The following is a 14,895-nucleotide window of genomic DNA, read 5'->3' on the forward strand; positions in this document are numbered from 1 at the left end:
CGTGGTCTGCATCGTCGCCTTCATCGTCGTCCTGGTGCTGTCCGCGGTCTCCGCGAAGTACCGCCGGCTGCTCGGCAAGGCGTGGGGGTGCGCGTGGCGCCGGGTGACGCTGCGCCCCTGCGACACCACGTTCCGCGATGACGTCAAGAACTCGCTGCTGGCTCCTCTGGCGGTGCGCGCGCCGCGGCTCGTGCGCCCGGCGAGCATCGCCATCGAGGTCGTCGCCTGGATCATGGTCCTGAGCCTCATCGTCAGTCTCTATCTGCTCGGCCGCAGCGGTCTCAACCTCTTCGTCTACGGGACGTGCGACAAGCAGAACGCCCAGGCGTGCACGCTCGCCGCGCAGGCCTGCTCCATCGACGCCGTCGAGCCGGGCTTCTGGGAGTCGATCGGCACCGGCGACGTCCTCGGCGCGTTCGGCCGCGAGTTCGCCTCGGTCGGCGACACGATCGCCACCGTCCCGAGCCGGCTGCGCACGTGGGATGCCGCGGACTTCGCGTCGCCCGACGCCACCTACCTCGGTGGTCGCGTCGACGGACGGCCGACGGCGCTCGACGTCCTCGACCCCGGATGCCGCTTCTGCGCCGAGCTCTTCCGCAACATGCGGGAGGCGGGCTTCGACGAGACGCACAACGTGACCTACCTCGTCTATCCGATCCGCGGCGGCTTCGGCGACAAGTTCGCCAACTCCCACCTCATCGCGACCTACCTCACGGCCGTGCGCGCCTTCGAGGCGCAGCGGACGGCGGCGGACGCCGCGGCCGACACGGCGGAGGTGGAGACGGGCGACTGGTTCATCCTCGAACAGCTGTTCACGACCGAGACCGCCGACGGTCAGCCGACGCAGGAGTGGATGAACGCCGCGTCCGCGGAGGCGGCGACCGCCCGCCTGCACGAATGGCTCGGCCTCGACGGCTACACCCCCGCGCAGATCGAGCAGATCGCGGAGCTCACCACCTCGCCCGAGGTCGCGGCATCCCTCGCGCACACCCGCGACGTCGTCGAGGACCAGATCCGCACCGTCTCGATCCCGTCTCTGATCGCGGGAGGCGGCTTGCACGCGGGCCTCATGGACGTCGACACCCTGCGGGGCCTCGGCTGAGCCGACCCCACCCTGTGCGAGAATCGAGGAGCACGGCGGCGCACGTCCGCCAGGCCCTGGGAAGGGCATCACGGAGCAGGAGTGTCGGTGGCGGATAAGACGCGGGGGACGAAGAAGGCCCTCTCGGAGGACGTTCCGATGGGACCGACCGGTCGGCCGTACCACGGCTTCCCGACCCCGCCCGCGCTCACCGGTCACGGTCCCGCCCGCATCATCGCGCTGTGCAACCAGAAGGGCGGCGTCGGCAAGACGACGACGACCATCAACCTGGCCGCCTCCCTCGCGCAGTACGGGCGCAAGGTGCTCGCGATCGACTTCGACCCGCAGGGTGCGCTGTCGGCCGGTCTCGGCATCGCCACCCACGACATCCCGACGATCTACGACCTGCTGCTGGACACCAAGCGCGACCCGCACGAGACGATCGTGCACACCTCGGTGGACGGTCTCGACGTCATCCCCGCCAACATCGACCTGTCGGCCGCCGAGGTGCACCTCGTCAACGAGGTCGCCCGCGAGACGATCCTGGCGCGCGTGCTGCGCAAGGTCGCGGGGGAGTACGACGTCATCCTCATCGACTGCCAGCCCTCGCTCGGCCTGCTCACAGTCAACGCCCTGACGGCGAGCCACGGCGTGCTCATCCCGCTGGAGTGCGAGTTCTTCGCGCTGCGCGGAGTGGCGCTGCTCATCGAGACGATCGACAAGGTGCGCGACCGCCTCAACCCCTCGATCGAGCTGGACGGCGTGCTCGCCACGATGTACGACCCGCGCACGCTCCACTCGCGCGAGGTGCTCGAGCGTGTCGTCGAGGCGTTCGGCGACGACGTCCTGGAGACGGTGATCGGGCGCACGGTGAAGTTCCCCGACGCGTCGGTGTCGGGCGTTCCGATCACGACGTTCGCCCCCGAGCACGCCGCCGCCCAGGCCTACCTGCGCCTCGCGCGGGAGCTGGTGGCTCGTGGCGCCGTCGCCTGACGAGCCGGACGTCGCGGCGGCCGCGCCGGTCGCAGACGCGGCCGCGGAGGCCGACGACACCGGATTCCGCGTCTCGCTCAGCAACTTCGACGGTCCGTTCGACCTGCTGCTGACGCTGCTCGGCAAGCACGAGCTCGACATCACGGAGATCTCGCTCAGCAAGGTCACCGACGAGTTCATCGCGTACCTGAAGGGCCTCGACTCCGACGACGATCTCGATCAGGCCTCCGAGTTCCTGGTCGTCGCCGCGACGCTGCTGGACATGAAGGTCGCGGGGCTCCTCCCGCAGGGCGAGCTGGTGGATGCCGAGTCGGTCGCGCTCCTCGAGGCACGCGATCTGCTGTTCGCCCGTCTGCTGCAGTACCGCGCGTTCAAAGAGGTCTCGGCCTGGTTCGAGCGCAGCCTCCGGCGCGAGGACCGGCGCCACGTGCGCGCCGTGCGCCTCGACGAGAAGTACCGCCGCGCGGTACCGGAACTGGTCTGGACGCTGTCGAAGGAGGACTTCGCGGCGCTCGCGATGCTCGCCTTCGCGCCCAAGGAGATCCCGCACGTCGGGCTCGACCATCTGCATGCGCCGCTCGTGTCCATCCGCGAGCAGGCCGCGATCGTCGTCACCCTGCTGCGCGACGCGGGGACCCTCAACTTCCGGGAGCTCGTCGCCGGGGTCGCCCAGACCGGCGTCGTCGTCGCCCGCTTCCTCGCGGTGCTGGAGCTGTACCGCCACGCCGCCCTCTCGTTCGAGCAGCTGGAACCGCTCGGCGAGCTCACCCTGCGCTGGACCGCCGAACGCTGGTCCGAAGAGAACCTCGCCACCCTGGGAGCCGATTATGACCGCTGACACCGAGACCGACACGAACGCGCCGCCGCGCTCGCAGGAGCCCGCCGACGTCGCGCGCCGGATCGAGGCGATCCTGCTGATCGTCGACGAGCCGCAGAGCCTCGTCGCGCTCGCCGCCGCCGTGGGAGCGCCCGTGCCCGCCGTCCGGCAGGCGGTGGCGGGCCTGGTCGCCGACTACGACGGCGAGACCGGCGGTCCGCGTCGCGGCTTCGAGCTGCGCGAGGTCGGCGGCGGCTGGCGCCTGTACGTGCGCGATGAGCACGACGACCTGATCGCGGACTTCGTCGGCGGACAGGCCCCGTCGCGCCTGTCGCAGGCGGCGCTGGAGACCCTCGCGGTCATCGCCTACAAGCAGCCGGTCACCCGCAGCCAGGTCGCCTCGATCCGCGCGGTGAACGTCGACTCGGTCGTGCGCACCCTGCTGGCACGAGGGCTGATCACCGAGCTGTTCACCGATCCGGAGACCGGTGCCATCAACTACGGGACGACCGAGGCGTTCCTCGTGAACCTCGGCATCAACGGGCTCGACGAGCTGCCGCACATCTCGCCGCTGCTCGACGACGGATCCGACGGCTTCGACGCGGAGGTGCTCCGATGATGACGAACACCCCGGATGCCGAGGGCGTGCGGCTGCAGAAGGTGCTCGCGAACGCGGGCGTGGCCTCGCGCCGCGTCTGCGAGCAGTACATCGTCGAGGGGCGCATCCGCGTCAACGGCGAAGTGGTCACCGAGCTCGGGCGGCGCATCGACCCGGCATCCGATCTGGTCGACGTCGACGGCACCGCCATCCAGCTCGACACCACGAAGCGCTACGTGATGCTCAACAAGCCCACCGGTGTCGTGTCGTCGATGAAGGATGAGCAGGGCCGCCCCGACCTCCGCCGCTTCACGAAGGACTGGGACGAGCGGCTCTACAACGTCGGGCGACTGGATGCCGAGACGTCGGGGCTGCTGGTGCTGACCAACGACGGCGAGCTCGCGCACGTGCTCGCCCACCCGTCGTTCGGCGTCACCAAGGTGTACATCGCCAAGGTGACCGGTCGCGTGACCCCGCAGACCATCGCGCGGCTGACGAAGGGCGTCGAGCTCGACGACGGCCCGATCGCCGCCGACAAGGCGCGTCTGCTCGACACCTCGGGCGACACGTCGCTGGTCGAGCTGACGCTGCACTCGGGCCGCAACCGCATCGTGCGGCGCATGATGGCCGCCGTCGGTCACCCCGTCGTCGAGCTCGTGCGCCGACAGTTCGGACCGCTCCACCTGGGAACCCTCCCGGCGGGACGGGCGCGGGAGTTGACTACAGTGGAACGCGGCGCGCTGCTCACGGTGGCGCGTCAGGCGGCGCCCACGCCGCCCGGGGACAGCTGAGGCGGAGAACAGTGACCGAACAGGCCGTTGCCGATGCACGCGCGCGTGCGGCTCGCACCTCCGGCACGGTCCGGATCGTCGGTGCCGGGCTGCTCGGCGCCAGCATCGGCCATGCGTTGCGCGCGCTCGGCGTCGACGTCGCGCTCGCTGACGCGTCGCCGGCGCAGCTGCGGCTCGCCGTCGACTACGGCGCGGGTCGCGCGGCCGCCGACGGTGACCGCCCGCTGCTCGTGGTGGTCGCGGTCCCGCCCGACGTCGTCGCCGACGTCGTCGAGCGCGAGCTGGCCGCGTTCCCGGATGCCGTCGTCACCGATGTCGCGAGCGTGAAGCTCGACCCGCTCCGCGAACTGCGCCGTCGCGGCGTCGACCTCACGCACTACATCGGCTCGCATCCGATGGCCGGGCGCGAGCGGGGCGGCGCCATTTCGGCGCGCGCCGACATCTTCGTGGGCCGCCCCTGGGTCGTGTGCCGTGACGAGGAGACCCCGGCATCCGATCTCGCGCTCGTCGAAGGGCTCGCGCTCGATCTCGGCGCGACGCCCATCGAGATGACGCCCGACGAGCACGACCGCGCGGTCGCGCTCGTGTCGCACGTGCCCCAGCTGGTGGCGTCGCTGCTCGCGGGCCGGTTCGTCGACGCGCCCGACGGCTCGCTGCGACTGGCCGGACAGGGCGTGCGCGACACGACCCGCATCGCGGCCTCGGCACCGGAGCTGTGGGTGCAGATCCTCGGTGCGAACTCCGCACCCGTCGTCGACGTGCTCGACGCTCTCTCCGACGACCTGCGCGCCGTCGCGGACGCCCTGCGCGCCCCCGAGGCCCCCGGCGCGCGGCGTGCCCTCGCCGACACCATCCGCCGCGGCAACGACGGCGTGGAGCGCCTGCCCGGCAAACACGGCCAGAACCGGCGTTTCGAGAGCCTCGTCGTCATGGTCGACGACACCCCGGGCCAGCTCGGCCGCCTGTTCGGAGAGCTGGGGGAGCTCGGCGTCAACGTCGAGGACCTGCGGCTGGAGCACTCGCCGGGCGCCCAGTTCGGTCTCGCCGAGATCAGTGTCGACCCGACGACCGTGCGCCAGGCCGAGGAGGGCCTCGTGGCGCGCGGCTGGAAGATTGCGAGCCTGCCCTCATGACCGTCACGATCGCCATCGACGGGCCCGCCGGCTCCGGCAAGTCGAGCGTCTCCAAGCAGGCCGCGCGCGCCCTCGGCTACGGCTACCTCGACACCGGGGCGGCCTACCGCGCCCTCGCGTGGCACGTGCTGGCGCGCGGCACCGGGGCGGCCCAGGACACCGCCGACGAGACCGCCGTCGTGGCCGCCGCATCCGACTTCCCCTACGCGATCTCGCTCGACCCCGACGACTACTGGGTGCGTGTGGGCGACGCCGACGTGACCGCCGCGATCCGCGAGCCGCGGGTGACCGACGCCGTGAGCGGCGTCGCACGCGTACCCGCCGTGCGGGAACAGGTCAACGCGCTGTTCCGCCGTCTCGTGCGCGAGTCGGGTCGCCCGGGCGTCGTGGTCGAGGGCCGCGACATCACCACGGTCGTCGCGCCCGACGCCCCGGTGCGCATCCTCCTCACCGCCGCGCCCGAGGTGCGCGCCGCGCGCCGCAGCGCGGAGCTGAGCGCGCACGACGCCGACGCCGTCGCCGCGGCGCTGCACCGACGGGATGCCGCCGACAGCACCGTGGTCGACTTCCTCACCGCCGCAGACGGCGTGACGGTCGTCGACTCCACCGAACTCGATTTCACGCAGACCGTGGAGGCCGTCCTCGACGTGATCTCCGCAGTCGCCCCCACTGCACAGGAGAATCCCGATGGCCGCTGAAGACGACTACGAGGCCGGACCCGACCAGATCGAGGAGAAGCTCGCGAACCTCGATGAGGAGCTCGCCGAGCAGCGGGCCGCGGCGCTGCGCGCCTCCCTCGCCGACTACGAGCTCGACGACGAGGACGATGAGCTGCTCGCGGGCTTCACCGCCGGCGGCGAGGTCGTCGAGATGCTGCCGGCGCTGCCGGTCGTCGCGATCGTGGGACGACCCAACGTCGGCAAGTCCGCGCTGGTCAACCGCATCCTGGGCCGTCGCGAGGCCGTCGTGGAGGACACCCCCGGTGTCACGCGCGACCGCGTGACGTACAAGGCCGAGTGGATGGACCGCCGCTTCAGCCTCGTCGACACCGGCGGGTGGGAGCCCGACGCGCGCGGCATCGACCGCTCCGTCGCCGCGCAGGCCGAGGTCGCGATCGAGCTGTGCGACGTCGTGCTGTTCGTCGTCGACGCGATGGTCGGCGCGACCGCGACCGACGAGGCCGTCGTCAAGCTCCTGCGCACGACGAAGAAGCCGGTCTTCCTCGTCGCGAACAAGATCGACGACGCCCGGCAGGAGCCCGAAGCTGCGGCCCTGTGGAACCTCGGTCTGGGCGAGCCGCACCCCGTCTCCGCGATCCACGGCCGCGGTGTCGCCGACCTGCTCGACGAGGTCATGAAGGTGCTGCCGGAGGTCTCGGCGGTCGCCAAGGGCGAGCTCGGCGGGCCGCGTCGTGTCGCCATCCTCGGTCGCCCCAACGTCGGCAAGTCGTCGCTGCTGAACAAGGCCGCCGGCGAGGAGCGCGTGGTCGTCAACGAGCTCGCGGGCACGACCCGCGACCCCGTCGACGAGATCGTCGAGCTCGGCGGCAAGCTGTGGCGCTTCGTCGACACCGCCGGCATCCGCCGCCGCGTGCACCTGCAGCAGGGCGCCGACTTCTACGCGTCGCTGCGCACCTCCGCGGCGCTGGAGAAGGCGGAGGTCGCCGTCGTCGTGCTCGACGTGTCGCAGTCGATCAGCGTGCAGGACCTCAACATCATCGACCTCGTGCTCGAGTCGGGCCGTGCGCTCGTGCTGGCGTTCAACAAGTGGGATCGTCTCAACGACGACGACATGGAGAACGCCGACCGTCGCCGTTACCTCGAGCGTGAGATCGAGCAGGACCTCGCCCACGTCACGTGGGCGCCGCGCGTCAACATCTCGGCGCGCACCGGCCGTCACCTCGACAAGCTCGTCCCGGCGCTCGAGACGGCGCTCGAGTCGTGGGATCAGCGCATCCCGACCGGCAAGTTCAACGCGTTCCTGGCCGAGCTGGTGGCCGAGCACCCGCATCCGCTGCGCGGCGGCAAGCAGCCGCGCATCCTGTTCGGCACGCAGGCCGGCACCCGTCCGCCGACGTTCGTGCTGTTCACCACTGGCTTCCTCGACCCCGGGTACCGGCGCTTCATCCAGCGCCGTCTGCGCGAGATCTTCGGCTTCGAGGGCACGCCGATCGTCACCAACATGCGGGTGCGCGAGCGTCGCCAGCGCTGAGCCGGCTGGGCTGCTGCGGGCGGTCTGCGCCGGGGACCGAACTGCAAGGCCTCTGCGCCGACACGCGGTGTGGGGCGCGGATGCCGCGGCGTGTCGCCCCGCATCCCTTGCAGTTCGGGAGGGTGGCGGACGAGCCGCGCCCCGAGCGGGTTCGGCCGAGCCGGCTGGCCTGTCTGCGGTGAGGCGGGCGGGCTGCTGACCGAACTGCAAGGCCTCTGCGCCGACACGCGGTGTGGTGTGCGGATGCCGCGGCGTGTCGCCCCGCATCTCTTGTAGTTCGGGCGGGTGGGCGGCCGGGCCGCGCGCCGAGCGGGCTCGGCCGAGCCGGCTGGCCTGTCGGCGGTGGGGCGGGCGGGCCGCTGACCGAACTGCAAGGCCTCTGCGCCGACACGCGGTGTGGTGTGCGGATGCCGCGGCGTGTCGCCCCGCATCCCTTGCAGTTCGGGAGGGTGGGCGGACAGGCGTGCGGGCGGACAGGCGGCCGGGCGGAGGGCAGGCAGTTCGGGCGGGTGGCGCTGACCCGCGCCCGCGACCGCGCCCGGCCAGCGCGACGGCGCCACGCGCGCTCGACCCCGGTCCCGGTCGTTGAGCGAGCGGCGCAGCCGCGAGTCGAAACGCGGTCCCGTCAGCGGATGACCAGCGAGCGGAACCGCTCCGTCGGCAGGTCGTCGAGCCGCAGCGCCGGTGCCTCGGCATCCGCCACGCGGGGGAGCGGCTGTCGGGTCCCCGTCTCGCGGAACCGCTGCACGGCCCAGTGGTCGACGCCCGCGTCGGCGAGCCGGCATCCGAGCTCGCGCAGCCCCGCGTCGTCGATCGCCGCGGGGTGCACCGTGGTGCGCACCTCGTAGTCGAGCGGGTGGTCGGAGCCGGCCCGCAGCAGCCGATTGCCCAGCACCAGCTCGAGCGAACGCCACGCGTGGCCGCCGCTGGGGCCGCGACCGGTGACGGCGGCGTAGTCCTCCCGCGAAGCCTTGATGTCCAGGCCCACCCAGTCCACGAACGGCAGCGCCTGCGCGAGCAGCCCGGGATACGCCCCCGCCGTGTGCAGCCCCACCCGGAACCCGAGCGCGCGCACCATCCGCATCGCCGGGACGAGCGCGCGCTGCAGCGTCGGCTCGCCGCCGGAGAACACGACGCCGTCGAGCAGCCCGATGCGTTCGCACAGCAGGTCGGTGACGTCGGCCCAGGTGACGGCGCCCTCGGCGCGCGGGTCGATGAGGGCGGGGTTGTGGCAGTAGAAGCAGTTCCACGGGCAGCCCTGCAGGAACACGGTCGCGGTCATCGTGTCGGGCCAGTCGACGGTGGAGAACGCCGTGACCCCGGCGATGTTCAGCTCACTGGCTGCAGCGGTGCGGACCATGACTCCTCCTGCGGTGTCGCGGATGCCGTCGCCGCGCCGTCGTGGGGCGCGACGAAGTACGTCCTCTCCTGAGCTTCGCCCTTCTTGCCGATGTTGAACCCGGCGATCGGCCGGAAGTAACCCATGACGCGCGTCCACACCTCGCACACGGCGCCGCAGTCGGGGCAGGTCTCGTGCTCGCCGGAGCGGTAGCCGTGGCGCGGGCAGATCGAGAAGGTCGGGGTGATCGTCAGATACGGCAGGCGGAAGCGCTCCAGCGAACGGCGCACCAGGTCACGGCAGGCGGATGCCGAGGGCAGCGCCTCGCCGAGGTAGAGGTGCTGCACCGTGCCGCCGGTGTACTTCTGCTGCAGCGGCTCCTGCATCGCCATCGCGAGGAACGGGTCGCTCGTGTAGCCGACGGGCAGCTGCGAGGAGTTCGTGTAGTACGGGTTCGCCCGGGTGCCGGCGTGCCGGATGCCGGGGTCGGTGCCGTCCGCGCTCGTCGCGGCATCCTGGGCGGAGCCGAAGCGGGCGATGTCCTCCTTGGCGAAGCGGTACGTGGCGCCCTCGGCGGGGCTCGCCTCCAGGTTGTACATGTGGCCGGTCTCCTGCTGGAACGCGGTGATGCGCGCGCGTACGTGGTCGAGCAGACGCGTGGCGAGGGTGGCCCCGGCATCCGTCGTGATGTCGTGCGCGTCGCGCGTGAGGTTGCGGACGTACTCGTTCACGCCGTTGACGCCGATGGTGGAGAAGTGGTTCTCGAGGGTGCCGAGGTAGCGCTGCGTGTAGGGGAAGAGTCCGCCGGCGAGGTGATGGCCGATCACCTCGCGCTTGGCCTCGAGGCTGTCGCGGGCGATGTCGAGCAGTTCGTCGAGGCGGGCGAGCGCCGCGGTGTCGTCTCCCGTACCGGTGGAGTGCAGGAAGCCGAGGCGCGCGCAGTTGATCGTGACGACGCCGATGGAGCCGGTCTGCTCCGCCGAGCCGAAGAGGCCGTTGCCGCGCTTGAGGAGCTCGGTGAGGTCGAGCTGCAGGCGGCAGCACATGGAACGGATCATGTGCGGGTCGAGGTCGGAGTTGAGGAAGTTCTGGAAGTAGGGGAGGCCGTACTTCGCGGTCATCGCGAACAGGGCCTCGACGTTCTCACCCTCCCAGTCGAAGTCGCGGGTGATGTTGTAGGTGGGGATGGGGAAGGTGAAGGCGCGGCCGTCGGCGTCGCCCGTGGTCATGACGTCGATGAACGCGCGGTTGATCATCGCCATCTCCGGCGCCAGCTCGCCGTACGTGAACTCCTGCACGCGGCCGCCGAGGAGCGGATGCTGCGCGCGCAGGTCGTCGGGGCACGCCCAGTCGAACGTGAGGTTGGTGAAGGGGGTCTGGGTGCCCCAGCGGGAGGGGACGTTGAGGTTGAAGACGAACTCCTGCATCGCCTGGTGAACATCGTCGTAGCTCAGCGCGTCGACGCGCACGTACGGGGCGAGGTAGGTGTCGAACGAGCTGAATGCCTGCGCACCGGCCCACTCGTTCTGGAGCGTGCCGAGGAAGTTGACGAGCTGGCCGAGCGCGCTGGAGAAGTGCTTCGGCGGCGTGCTGGAGATCTTGCCCGCGACACCGTTGAAGCCCTGTTCCAGCACCATCCGCAGCGACCAGCCGGCGCAGTAGCCGGCGAAGACGTCGAGGTCGTGGATGTGCAGGTCGCCCTCGCGGTGGGCCGTGCCGGCGGCGGGGTCGTAGACCTCGTCGAGCCAGTAGTTCGCGACGAGCTTTCCGGCGGAGTTGAGGATCATGCCGCCCAGCGAGTAGCCCTGGTTGGCGTTCGCGTTGATGCGCCAGTCGGAGCGGGCGAGATACTCGTCGATCGTGGCGCGGGCCGAGACGACGGTGTCGCTGGGGGAGGAGGACATGGGGATCCTGCTTTCGATATCTCGTGGGGTGGGCTTGGTCTGACCACAATATGTGGGGTCTGTGGGGGCTGTCGCGCCCAGATGTGGGCGTGTCGGAGAGTGACGCACCGTGCAAAATCTCGTCACGCGGAGGCGGCGGGATGCCGGGGGTGTGACAGGCTGAACGGGTGACGATCGTGCCTCCTGCTCCCGGCGAGCCGCGCCGACCCGACGGGCCGCGCGATCCCGGCGACGCCTGGGTCGTCGCCGACGACGGCGCCCGGTACTGGGGCCGGTTCGGGGCCGCGGGTCTGCTCGCGGTCGACGCCGAGCGAGGGGTGTTGCTGCAGCACCGGGTCGCCTGGAGCCACTTCGGCGACACCTGGGGGCTCCCGGGAGGGGCGCGGCGCGAGGGCGAGTCGGCGTGCGACGGGGCGTTGCGGGAGTCGGCGGAGGAAGCCGGGGTTCCGGCGTCGGCCGTGCGGCCGCGGTTGATCAGCGTCTACGACGTGGGCGTGTGGACGTACGCGACGGTGGTCGCCGACGTCGTCGAGCCGTTCACGCCGGTGATCAGCGATCCCGAGAGCCGCGAGCTCGCGTGGGTGCCGGTGCAGGCCGTGGACTCGTATCCGCTGCACCCCGGCTTCGGCGCGTCGTGGCCGATGCTGCGCGGACTTCTCGACGTGCGTCCGGCTGTGGTGGTCGATGCCGCGAACGTGGTGGGATCCGTGCCCGACGGTTGGTGGAAGGATCGTGCGGCGGCGACGGGGCGACTGCTCGAACGGTTGCGTTCGCTGGTCGTCGAGGGCATGGCTGCTGCTCGGCTAGAGCTGCCCGGGGATGTCTGGTTCCCCGAGGTGCGCGTCGTGGTCGAGGGTCAGGCGCGGGCCGTCGACCACGTTCCCGGCTTCGCGGTCGTGCGCGCGTCCGGGGAGGGCGACGACGCGATCGTCGCCGAGGCGGCGGCGCTCGCCGCGGCCGGGCGGTCGGTCGTCGTGGTCACGAGCGACCGTGAGCTGCGCGAGCGTGTCGCCGTCCACGGCGCGGTCAGTCGGGGACCGTCGTGGCTGGATGCCGTCTGACCGTGCTCCGTCTGAGGCGCGCCGGGGTCAGGAGTCGCTCTCGTCGCTGGGACCGCTGAACGCATCCCGCCCGCGGAGGCGATCGATCTCGCGCCGTTCGCGCTTGGTGGGGCGGCCGGCACCGCGATCGCGGACGGCGAGCTGGGCGACGGGCTCGCGCGGCGGTGTGCGGTCTTCGGCAGCGAGTGCCGCGACGGGCGCGCCGACGCGCTTGGTGAGCAGCTGGCGCACCACGAGGATGCGGTCGAATCCCGCGATCCGCACCCGCAGTTCGTCTCCGACGCGCACGGCTTGCGCGGCTTTGGCCTTCTCGCCGCCGATGCGAACGTGGCCGGCGCGGCAGGCGGTCGTCGCGGCGGAGCGTGTCTTGTAGACGCGGACCGCCCAGAGCCACGAGTCCACGCGGACGGACGGTTCGCTCACCTCTCGATTCTGCCGTGTCGAAGCCGCGAGGTCACGCCACCGTCAGCGAGACGATGGGGCGCGCCGGTTTCGGGCGGGCGACTTCGACGAATCCGGCATCCACGAAGCTCGAGAGGGCGCCGTGGAAGAGGTTGTTCGACGACGTCTTGCCTGCATCGGTGTCGACCGGGTAGCCCTCGATGACGCGCGCGCCGTGTGCGCGGGCGTGGTCGACGGCCGCGTCAAGCAGGCGGTTCGCGAGGCCGTCGCCGCGGAACTCCCGGCGGACGACGAAGCAGGTCACCGCCCACACCGACGCATCGTCGAAGGGCTCCGGCGACTGCTGGAACGCGCGCGTCGCGGCGAGGCGGGGCTGCGCCGGGCGCGGCGACACCTTGACCCAGCCGGCCGCCTCACCGTCGACGTAGGCGATGAGCGCGGAGGCGGGCGTGGCGGCGAGGTCGCCGCGGAGCAGCTCGCGCCGCTCGGCGGACGTCGCGGACTGGAAGTCCTTGTTGCGCAGCATCCACCACTGGCACCAGCAGGAGGCGCCGTCGCCTCCGCCGGTGAGGGCGTGCTCCACATCGGCGAAGCGATCGGCGGATGCCGGGACGATCTCGATCTGGCTCATGACCAGACCGTACTCCCGGTCACGGACACGCGTTCGCGAGCACTCCGGGAAACCGGTAGGATAGGGGAGTTGTCCGCGAGCGGACGATAGACCGGGATGTGGCGCAGCTTGGTAGCGCACTTGACTGGGGGACACCTTGTCTTCGGCGGTCAAGAACAGCCTAGATAATTCAACAACGGGATGTGGCGCAGCTTGGTAGCGCACCTGACTGGGGGTCAGGGGGTCGCAGGTTCAAATCCTGTCATCCCGACAGAAAAAGCCTGATGGAACGGCATTTACGAGTGTCCGATTTCCGCGAGCAGACGTCGGACGAAGATTGATCCTGTGGTCCCGATCTGTGCTTCCTATGGTAGGGATGTCGGAACCGACTGAACTCGCGTGGTCCCAACATGTTCCCAAATCCCTGACCCCCATGAATCAAAGTCAAGTGGTGTAGAGGCTCGCTCCGCTCCATCTGAGATGCTGGTTCGTCCGTTCCGCGGCAAGCGCGAGCTCGGTGGTGTCGGTGTGCAAGTATCTCTTGGTCGTCTCGATCGAGGCGTGTCCGAGGATGTCACGAACGATGTGAAGCGGGACGTCGGCATTCGCGAACCATGTGGCTCCGGCGTGTCTGAGGTCATGTCGTCGCAGACCGGGATGGCCGAGTCGCTGTACCAGGTTGCTCCAGTCGGTTGCTCGCGAGAGCGTTCCGGTGGTGAGGACTCCGCCTCGGGGTCCTCGGAGGAGCGGCTGATCATGTTCGCGGCCCTCAGTTGTTCGTCTGAGCACCGGCTCCAATGGCTTAAGGATCGGCACCCTGCGTGATTGCCTGCTCTTGGTGGGCTTGAGGCACAACCCGTTCGAGCCGGGAAAGTGCTGTCGCGCGATGGTGATGAGGCGGCTGTCCCAATCGACGTCGCTGACCAGCAGTCCCGCGACCTCCGATATCCTCGCCGCGAGAAGCGCAGAAAGGAGGACGAAGTCGCCGTACGCCACGTGAACATGACGGCACGCGTCCGCGAGGCTTTGCACCTCGCCGAGAGTCGGGATCTTGCGCGCGAGATCGGCTGTTGATGACCGCGTCCGTCGCCTTGCGCGTGTTCGCGCGGGGTTCGCGGCGATGATCTCATCTCGCACTGCTTCGTCGAGCACCAGTGTGAGGACTGACACGGTGTTCTTCAGCGTCGACGGCGAGCAGTCGCCTTCCCACCGGTCGATCGTCCTGTCGATGACGGCGGTGCTGATCGATCGCACCGCCAGGTGCCCCAGGGCAGGAAGCACACGGACTCTGATGCTGCCGCGATACCCGCTCACCGTCGACGACGGATCGAGTCCTCGAAGATGCCGGTCCCCGATCTGATGGATGTAGTCGGCGAGGGAGATCAGCGGGTCGCGTGCGACGTGCGTTCGTGACTGGAGCTGTTCCAGGAACGCCCTGGCTTCTCCCTCCCGATCGAACGTTGCCGAGTAGCTTCGCCGCTCGTGTGAAACGGGATCGCTCCACCTGGCGCGAGCGCGGAATCGGCCATGGCGATTCGCGACGTCTTGCGTGAGGTGTACTCCGATAGGAGGGATGTGTCGGTGATGGGTATTCATCTGTCCGAAGCTGGCAGAGAAGTCGCCCCAGCCCGCAGAAGGCGTGTAGTTGACGAGCATCTCGCCGGCCGTGATGAACGGAAGATAGAACGGACAGGTCTGGGAAGTAGTTCGCCTTCGCGCGCCTCGTGGGCGGCGGCAGTCGGACTGATCGAATGCGCCCGCGCTTATTGGCCGCGCGTTTCGTGGTCGTGGAGCCTGCGAAGAAGCCACCCTGTCCGAAGTGGTCCACACCCAGTAGCGCCCAGACGGCGCTTGTCGCGGACTCCGTGCAGACCGAACATTCAGCGGAGGTGAGCACATGCTGTCAAGAAGTAAAGTGATGTGATAACTTTCCTGTAGGTGGATGAAAGGAGCAG

The 14,895-nt window shown here is 70.3% G+C and carries 14 protein-coding genes and 1 tRNA gene; 10 read left to right on the forward strand and 5 right to left on the reverse strand.

What is annotated here, in order from left to right; genetic code table 11:
* Position 1: 1 nt before the first annotated feature.
* From AC6CQV_RS04415 to der, 8 genes are all read left to right on the forward strand, one after another.
* Positions 2-1,102, forward strand: coding sequence for a hypothetical protein (locus AC6CQV_RS04415; protein WP_498260380.1), 1,101 nt, complete (start codon positions 2-4; stop codon positions 1,100-1,102).
* Positions 1,103-1,240: 138 nt separating this feature from the next.
* Entirely contained in the window at positions 1,241-2,074 is an 834-nt protein-coding gene (locus AC6CQV_RS04420) for a ParA family protein (RefSeq protein ID WP_061782522.1), read from the forward strand.
* On the forward strand, positions 2,058-2,912 hold the full coding sequence (locus tag AC6CQV_RS04425) for a segregation and condensation protein A (protein WP_060960701.1): 855 nt from the start codon (positions 2,058-2,060) through the stop codon (positions 2,910-2,912). The genes AC6CQV_RS04420 and AC6CQV_RS04425 overlap by 17 nt, the downstream gene beginning before the upstream one ends.
* Positions 2,902-3,510: an SMC-Scp complex subunit ScpB gene (gene scpB, locus AC6CQV_RS04430; protein WP_061782523.1), complete on the forward strand. Its 609-nt coding sequence runs from the start codon at positions 2,902-2,904 to the stop codon at positions 3,508-3,510. Before AC6CQV_RS04425 ends, scpB begins: the two co-directional genes overlap by 11 nt.
* Entirely contained in the window at positions 3,510-4,280 is a 771-nt protein-coding gene (locus tag AC6CQV_RS04435) for a pseudouridine synthase (protein ID WP_492491462.1), read from the forward strand. Before scpB ends, AC6CQV_RS04435 begins: the two co-directional genes overlap by 1 nt.
* A gap of 11 nt (positions 4,281-4,291) precedes the next feature.
* Positions 4,292-5,413, forward strand: coding sequence for a prephenate dehydrogenase (locus tag AC6CQV_RS04440; RefSeq protein ID WP_498260381.1), 1,122 nt, complete (start codon positions 4,292-4,294; stop codon positions 5,411-5,413).
* Entirely contained in the window at positions 5,410-6,111 is a 702-nt protein-coding gene (cmk, locus tag AC6CQV_RS04445; protein ID WP_498260382.1) for a (d)CMP kinase, read from the forward strand. Before AC6CQV_RS04440 ends, cmk begins: the two co-directional genes overlap by 4 nt.
* Positions 6,101-7,624 carry a ribosome biogenesis GTPase Der gene (gene der / locus AC6CQV_RS04450; protein ID WP_498260383.1) on the forward strand — a complete coding sequence of 508 codons (1,524 nt, stop codon included), beginning with the start codon at positions 6,101-6,103 and terminating at the stop codon, positions 7,622-7,624. The genes cmk and der overlap by 11 nt, the downstream gene beginning before the upstream one ends.
* Positions 7,625-8,249: 625 nt before the next feature.
* Here the strand turns inward: der and AC6CQV_RS04455 are convergent.
* Together AC6CQV_RS04455 and AC6CQV_RS04460 are read right to left on the reverse strand one after the other, a co-directional pair.
* Positions 8,250-8,984, reverse strand: coding sequence for an anaerobic ribonucleoside-triphosphate reductase activating protein (locus tag AC6CQV_RS04455; RefSeq protein ID WP_498260384.1), 735 nt, complete (start codon positions 8,982-8,984; stop codon positions 8,250-8,252).
* On the reverse strand, positions 8,954-10,867 hold the full coding sequence (locus AC6CQV_RS04460) for a ribonucleoside triphosphate reductase (RefSeq protein WP_498260385.1): 1,914 nt from the start codon (positions 10,865-10,867) through the stop codon (positions 8,954-8,956). The genes AC6CQV_RS04455 and AC6CQV_RS04460 overlap by 31 nt, the downstream gene beginning before the upstream one ends.
* Before the next feature lie 167 nt (positions 10,868-11,034).
* Here AC6CQV_RS04460 and AC6CQV_RS04465 point away from each other — a divergent pair, with 167 nt between their 5' ends.
* Positions 11,035-11,928, forward strand: a complete 894-nt coding sequence (locus tag AC6CQV_RS04465; protein ID WP_498260386.1) for an NUDIX domain-containing protein — start codon at positions 11,035-11,037, stop codon at positions 11,926-11,928.
* A gap of 27 nt (positions 11,929-11,955) precedes the next feature.
* Here the strand turns inward: AC6CQV_RS04465 and AC6CQV_RS04470 are convergent, their stop codons facing one another.
* Both AC6CQV_RS04470 and AC6CQV_RS04475 read right to left on the reverse strand, forming a co-directional pair.
* On the reverse strand, positions 11,956-12,351 hold the full coding sequence (locus AC6CQV_RS04470; RefSeq protein WP_498260387.1) for an RNA-binding S4 domain-containing protein: 396 nt from the start codon (positions 12,349-12,351) through the stop codon (positions 11,956-11,958).
* A 31-nt stretch (positions 12,352-12,382) separates the two neighbouring features.
* Positions 12,383-12,961 carry a GNAT family N-acetyltransferase gene (locus tag AC6CQV_RS04475; RefSeq protein ID WP_492491413.1) on the reverse strand — a complete coding sequence of 193 codons (579 nt, stop codon included), beginning with the start codon at positions 12,959-12,961 and terminating at the stop codon, positions 12,383-12,385.
* A gap of 176 nt (positions 12,962-13,137) precedes the next feature.
* On the opposite strand from AC6CQV_RS04475, the gene AC6CQV_RS04480 reads away from it, so the two are divergent.
* Positions 13,138-13,211 (forward strand) — tRNA-Pro (locus tag AC6CQV_RS04480).
* 173 nt (positions 13,212-13,384) lie between these two features.
* Here the strand turns inward: AC6CQV_RS04480 and AC6CQV_RS04485 are convergent.
* Positions 13,385-14,596, reverse strand: coding sequence for a tyrosine-type recombinase/integrase (locus AC6CQV_RS04485; protein ID WP_498260388.1), 1,212 nt, complete (start codon positions 14,594-14,596; stop codon positions 13,385-13,387).
* Positions 14,597-14,895 lie beyond the last annotated feature (299 nt).

Source organism: Microbacterium sp. EG9 (assembly GCF_059759475.1).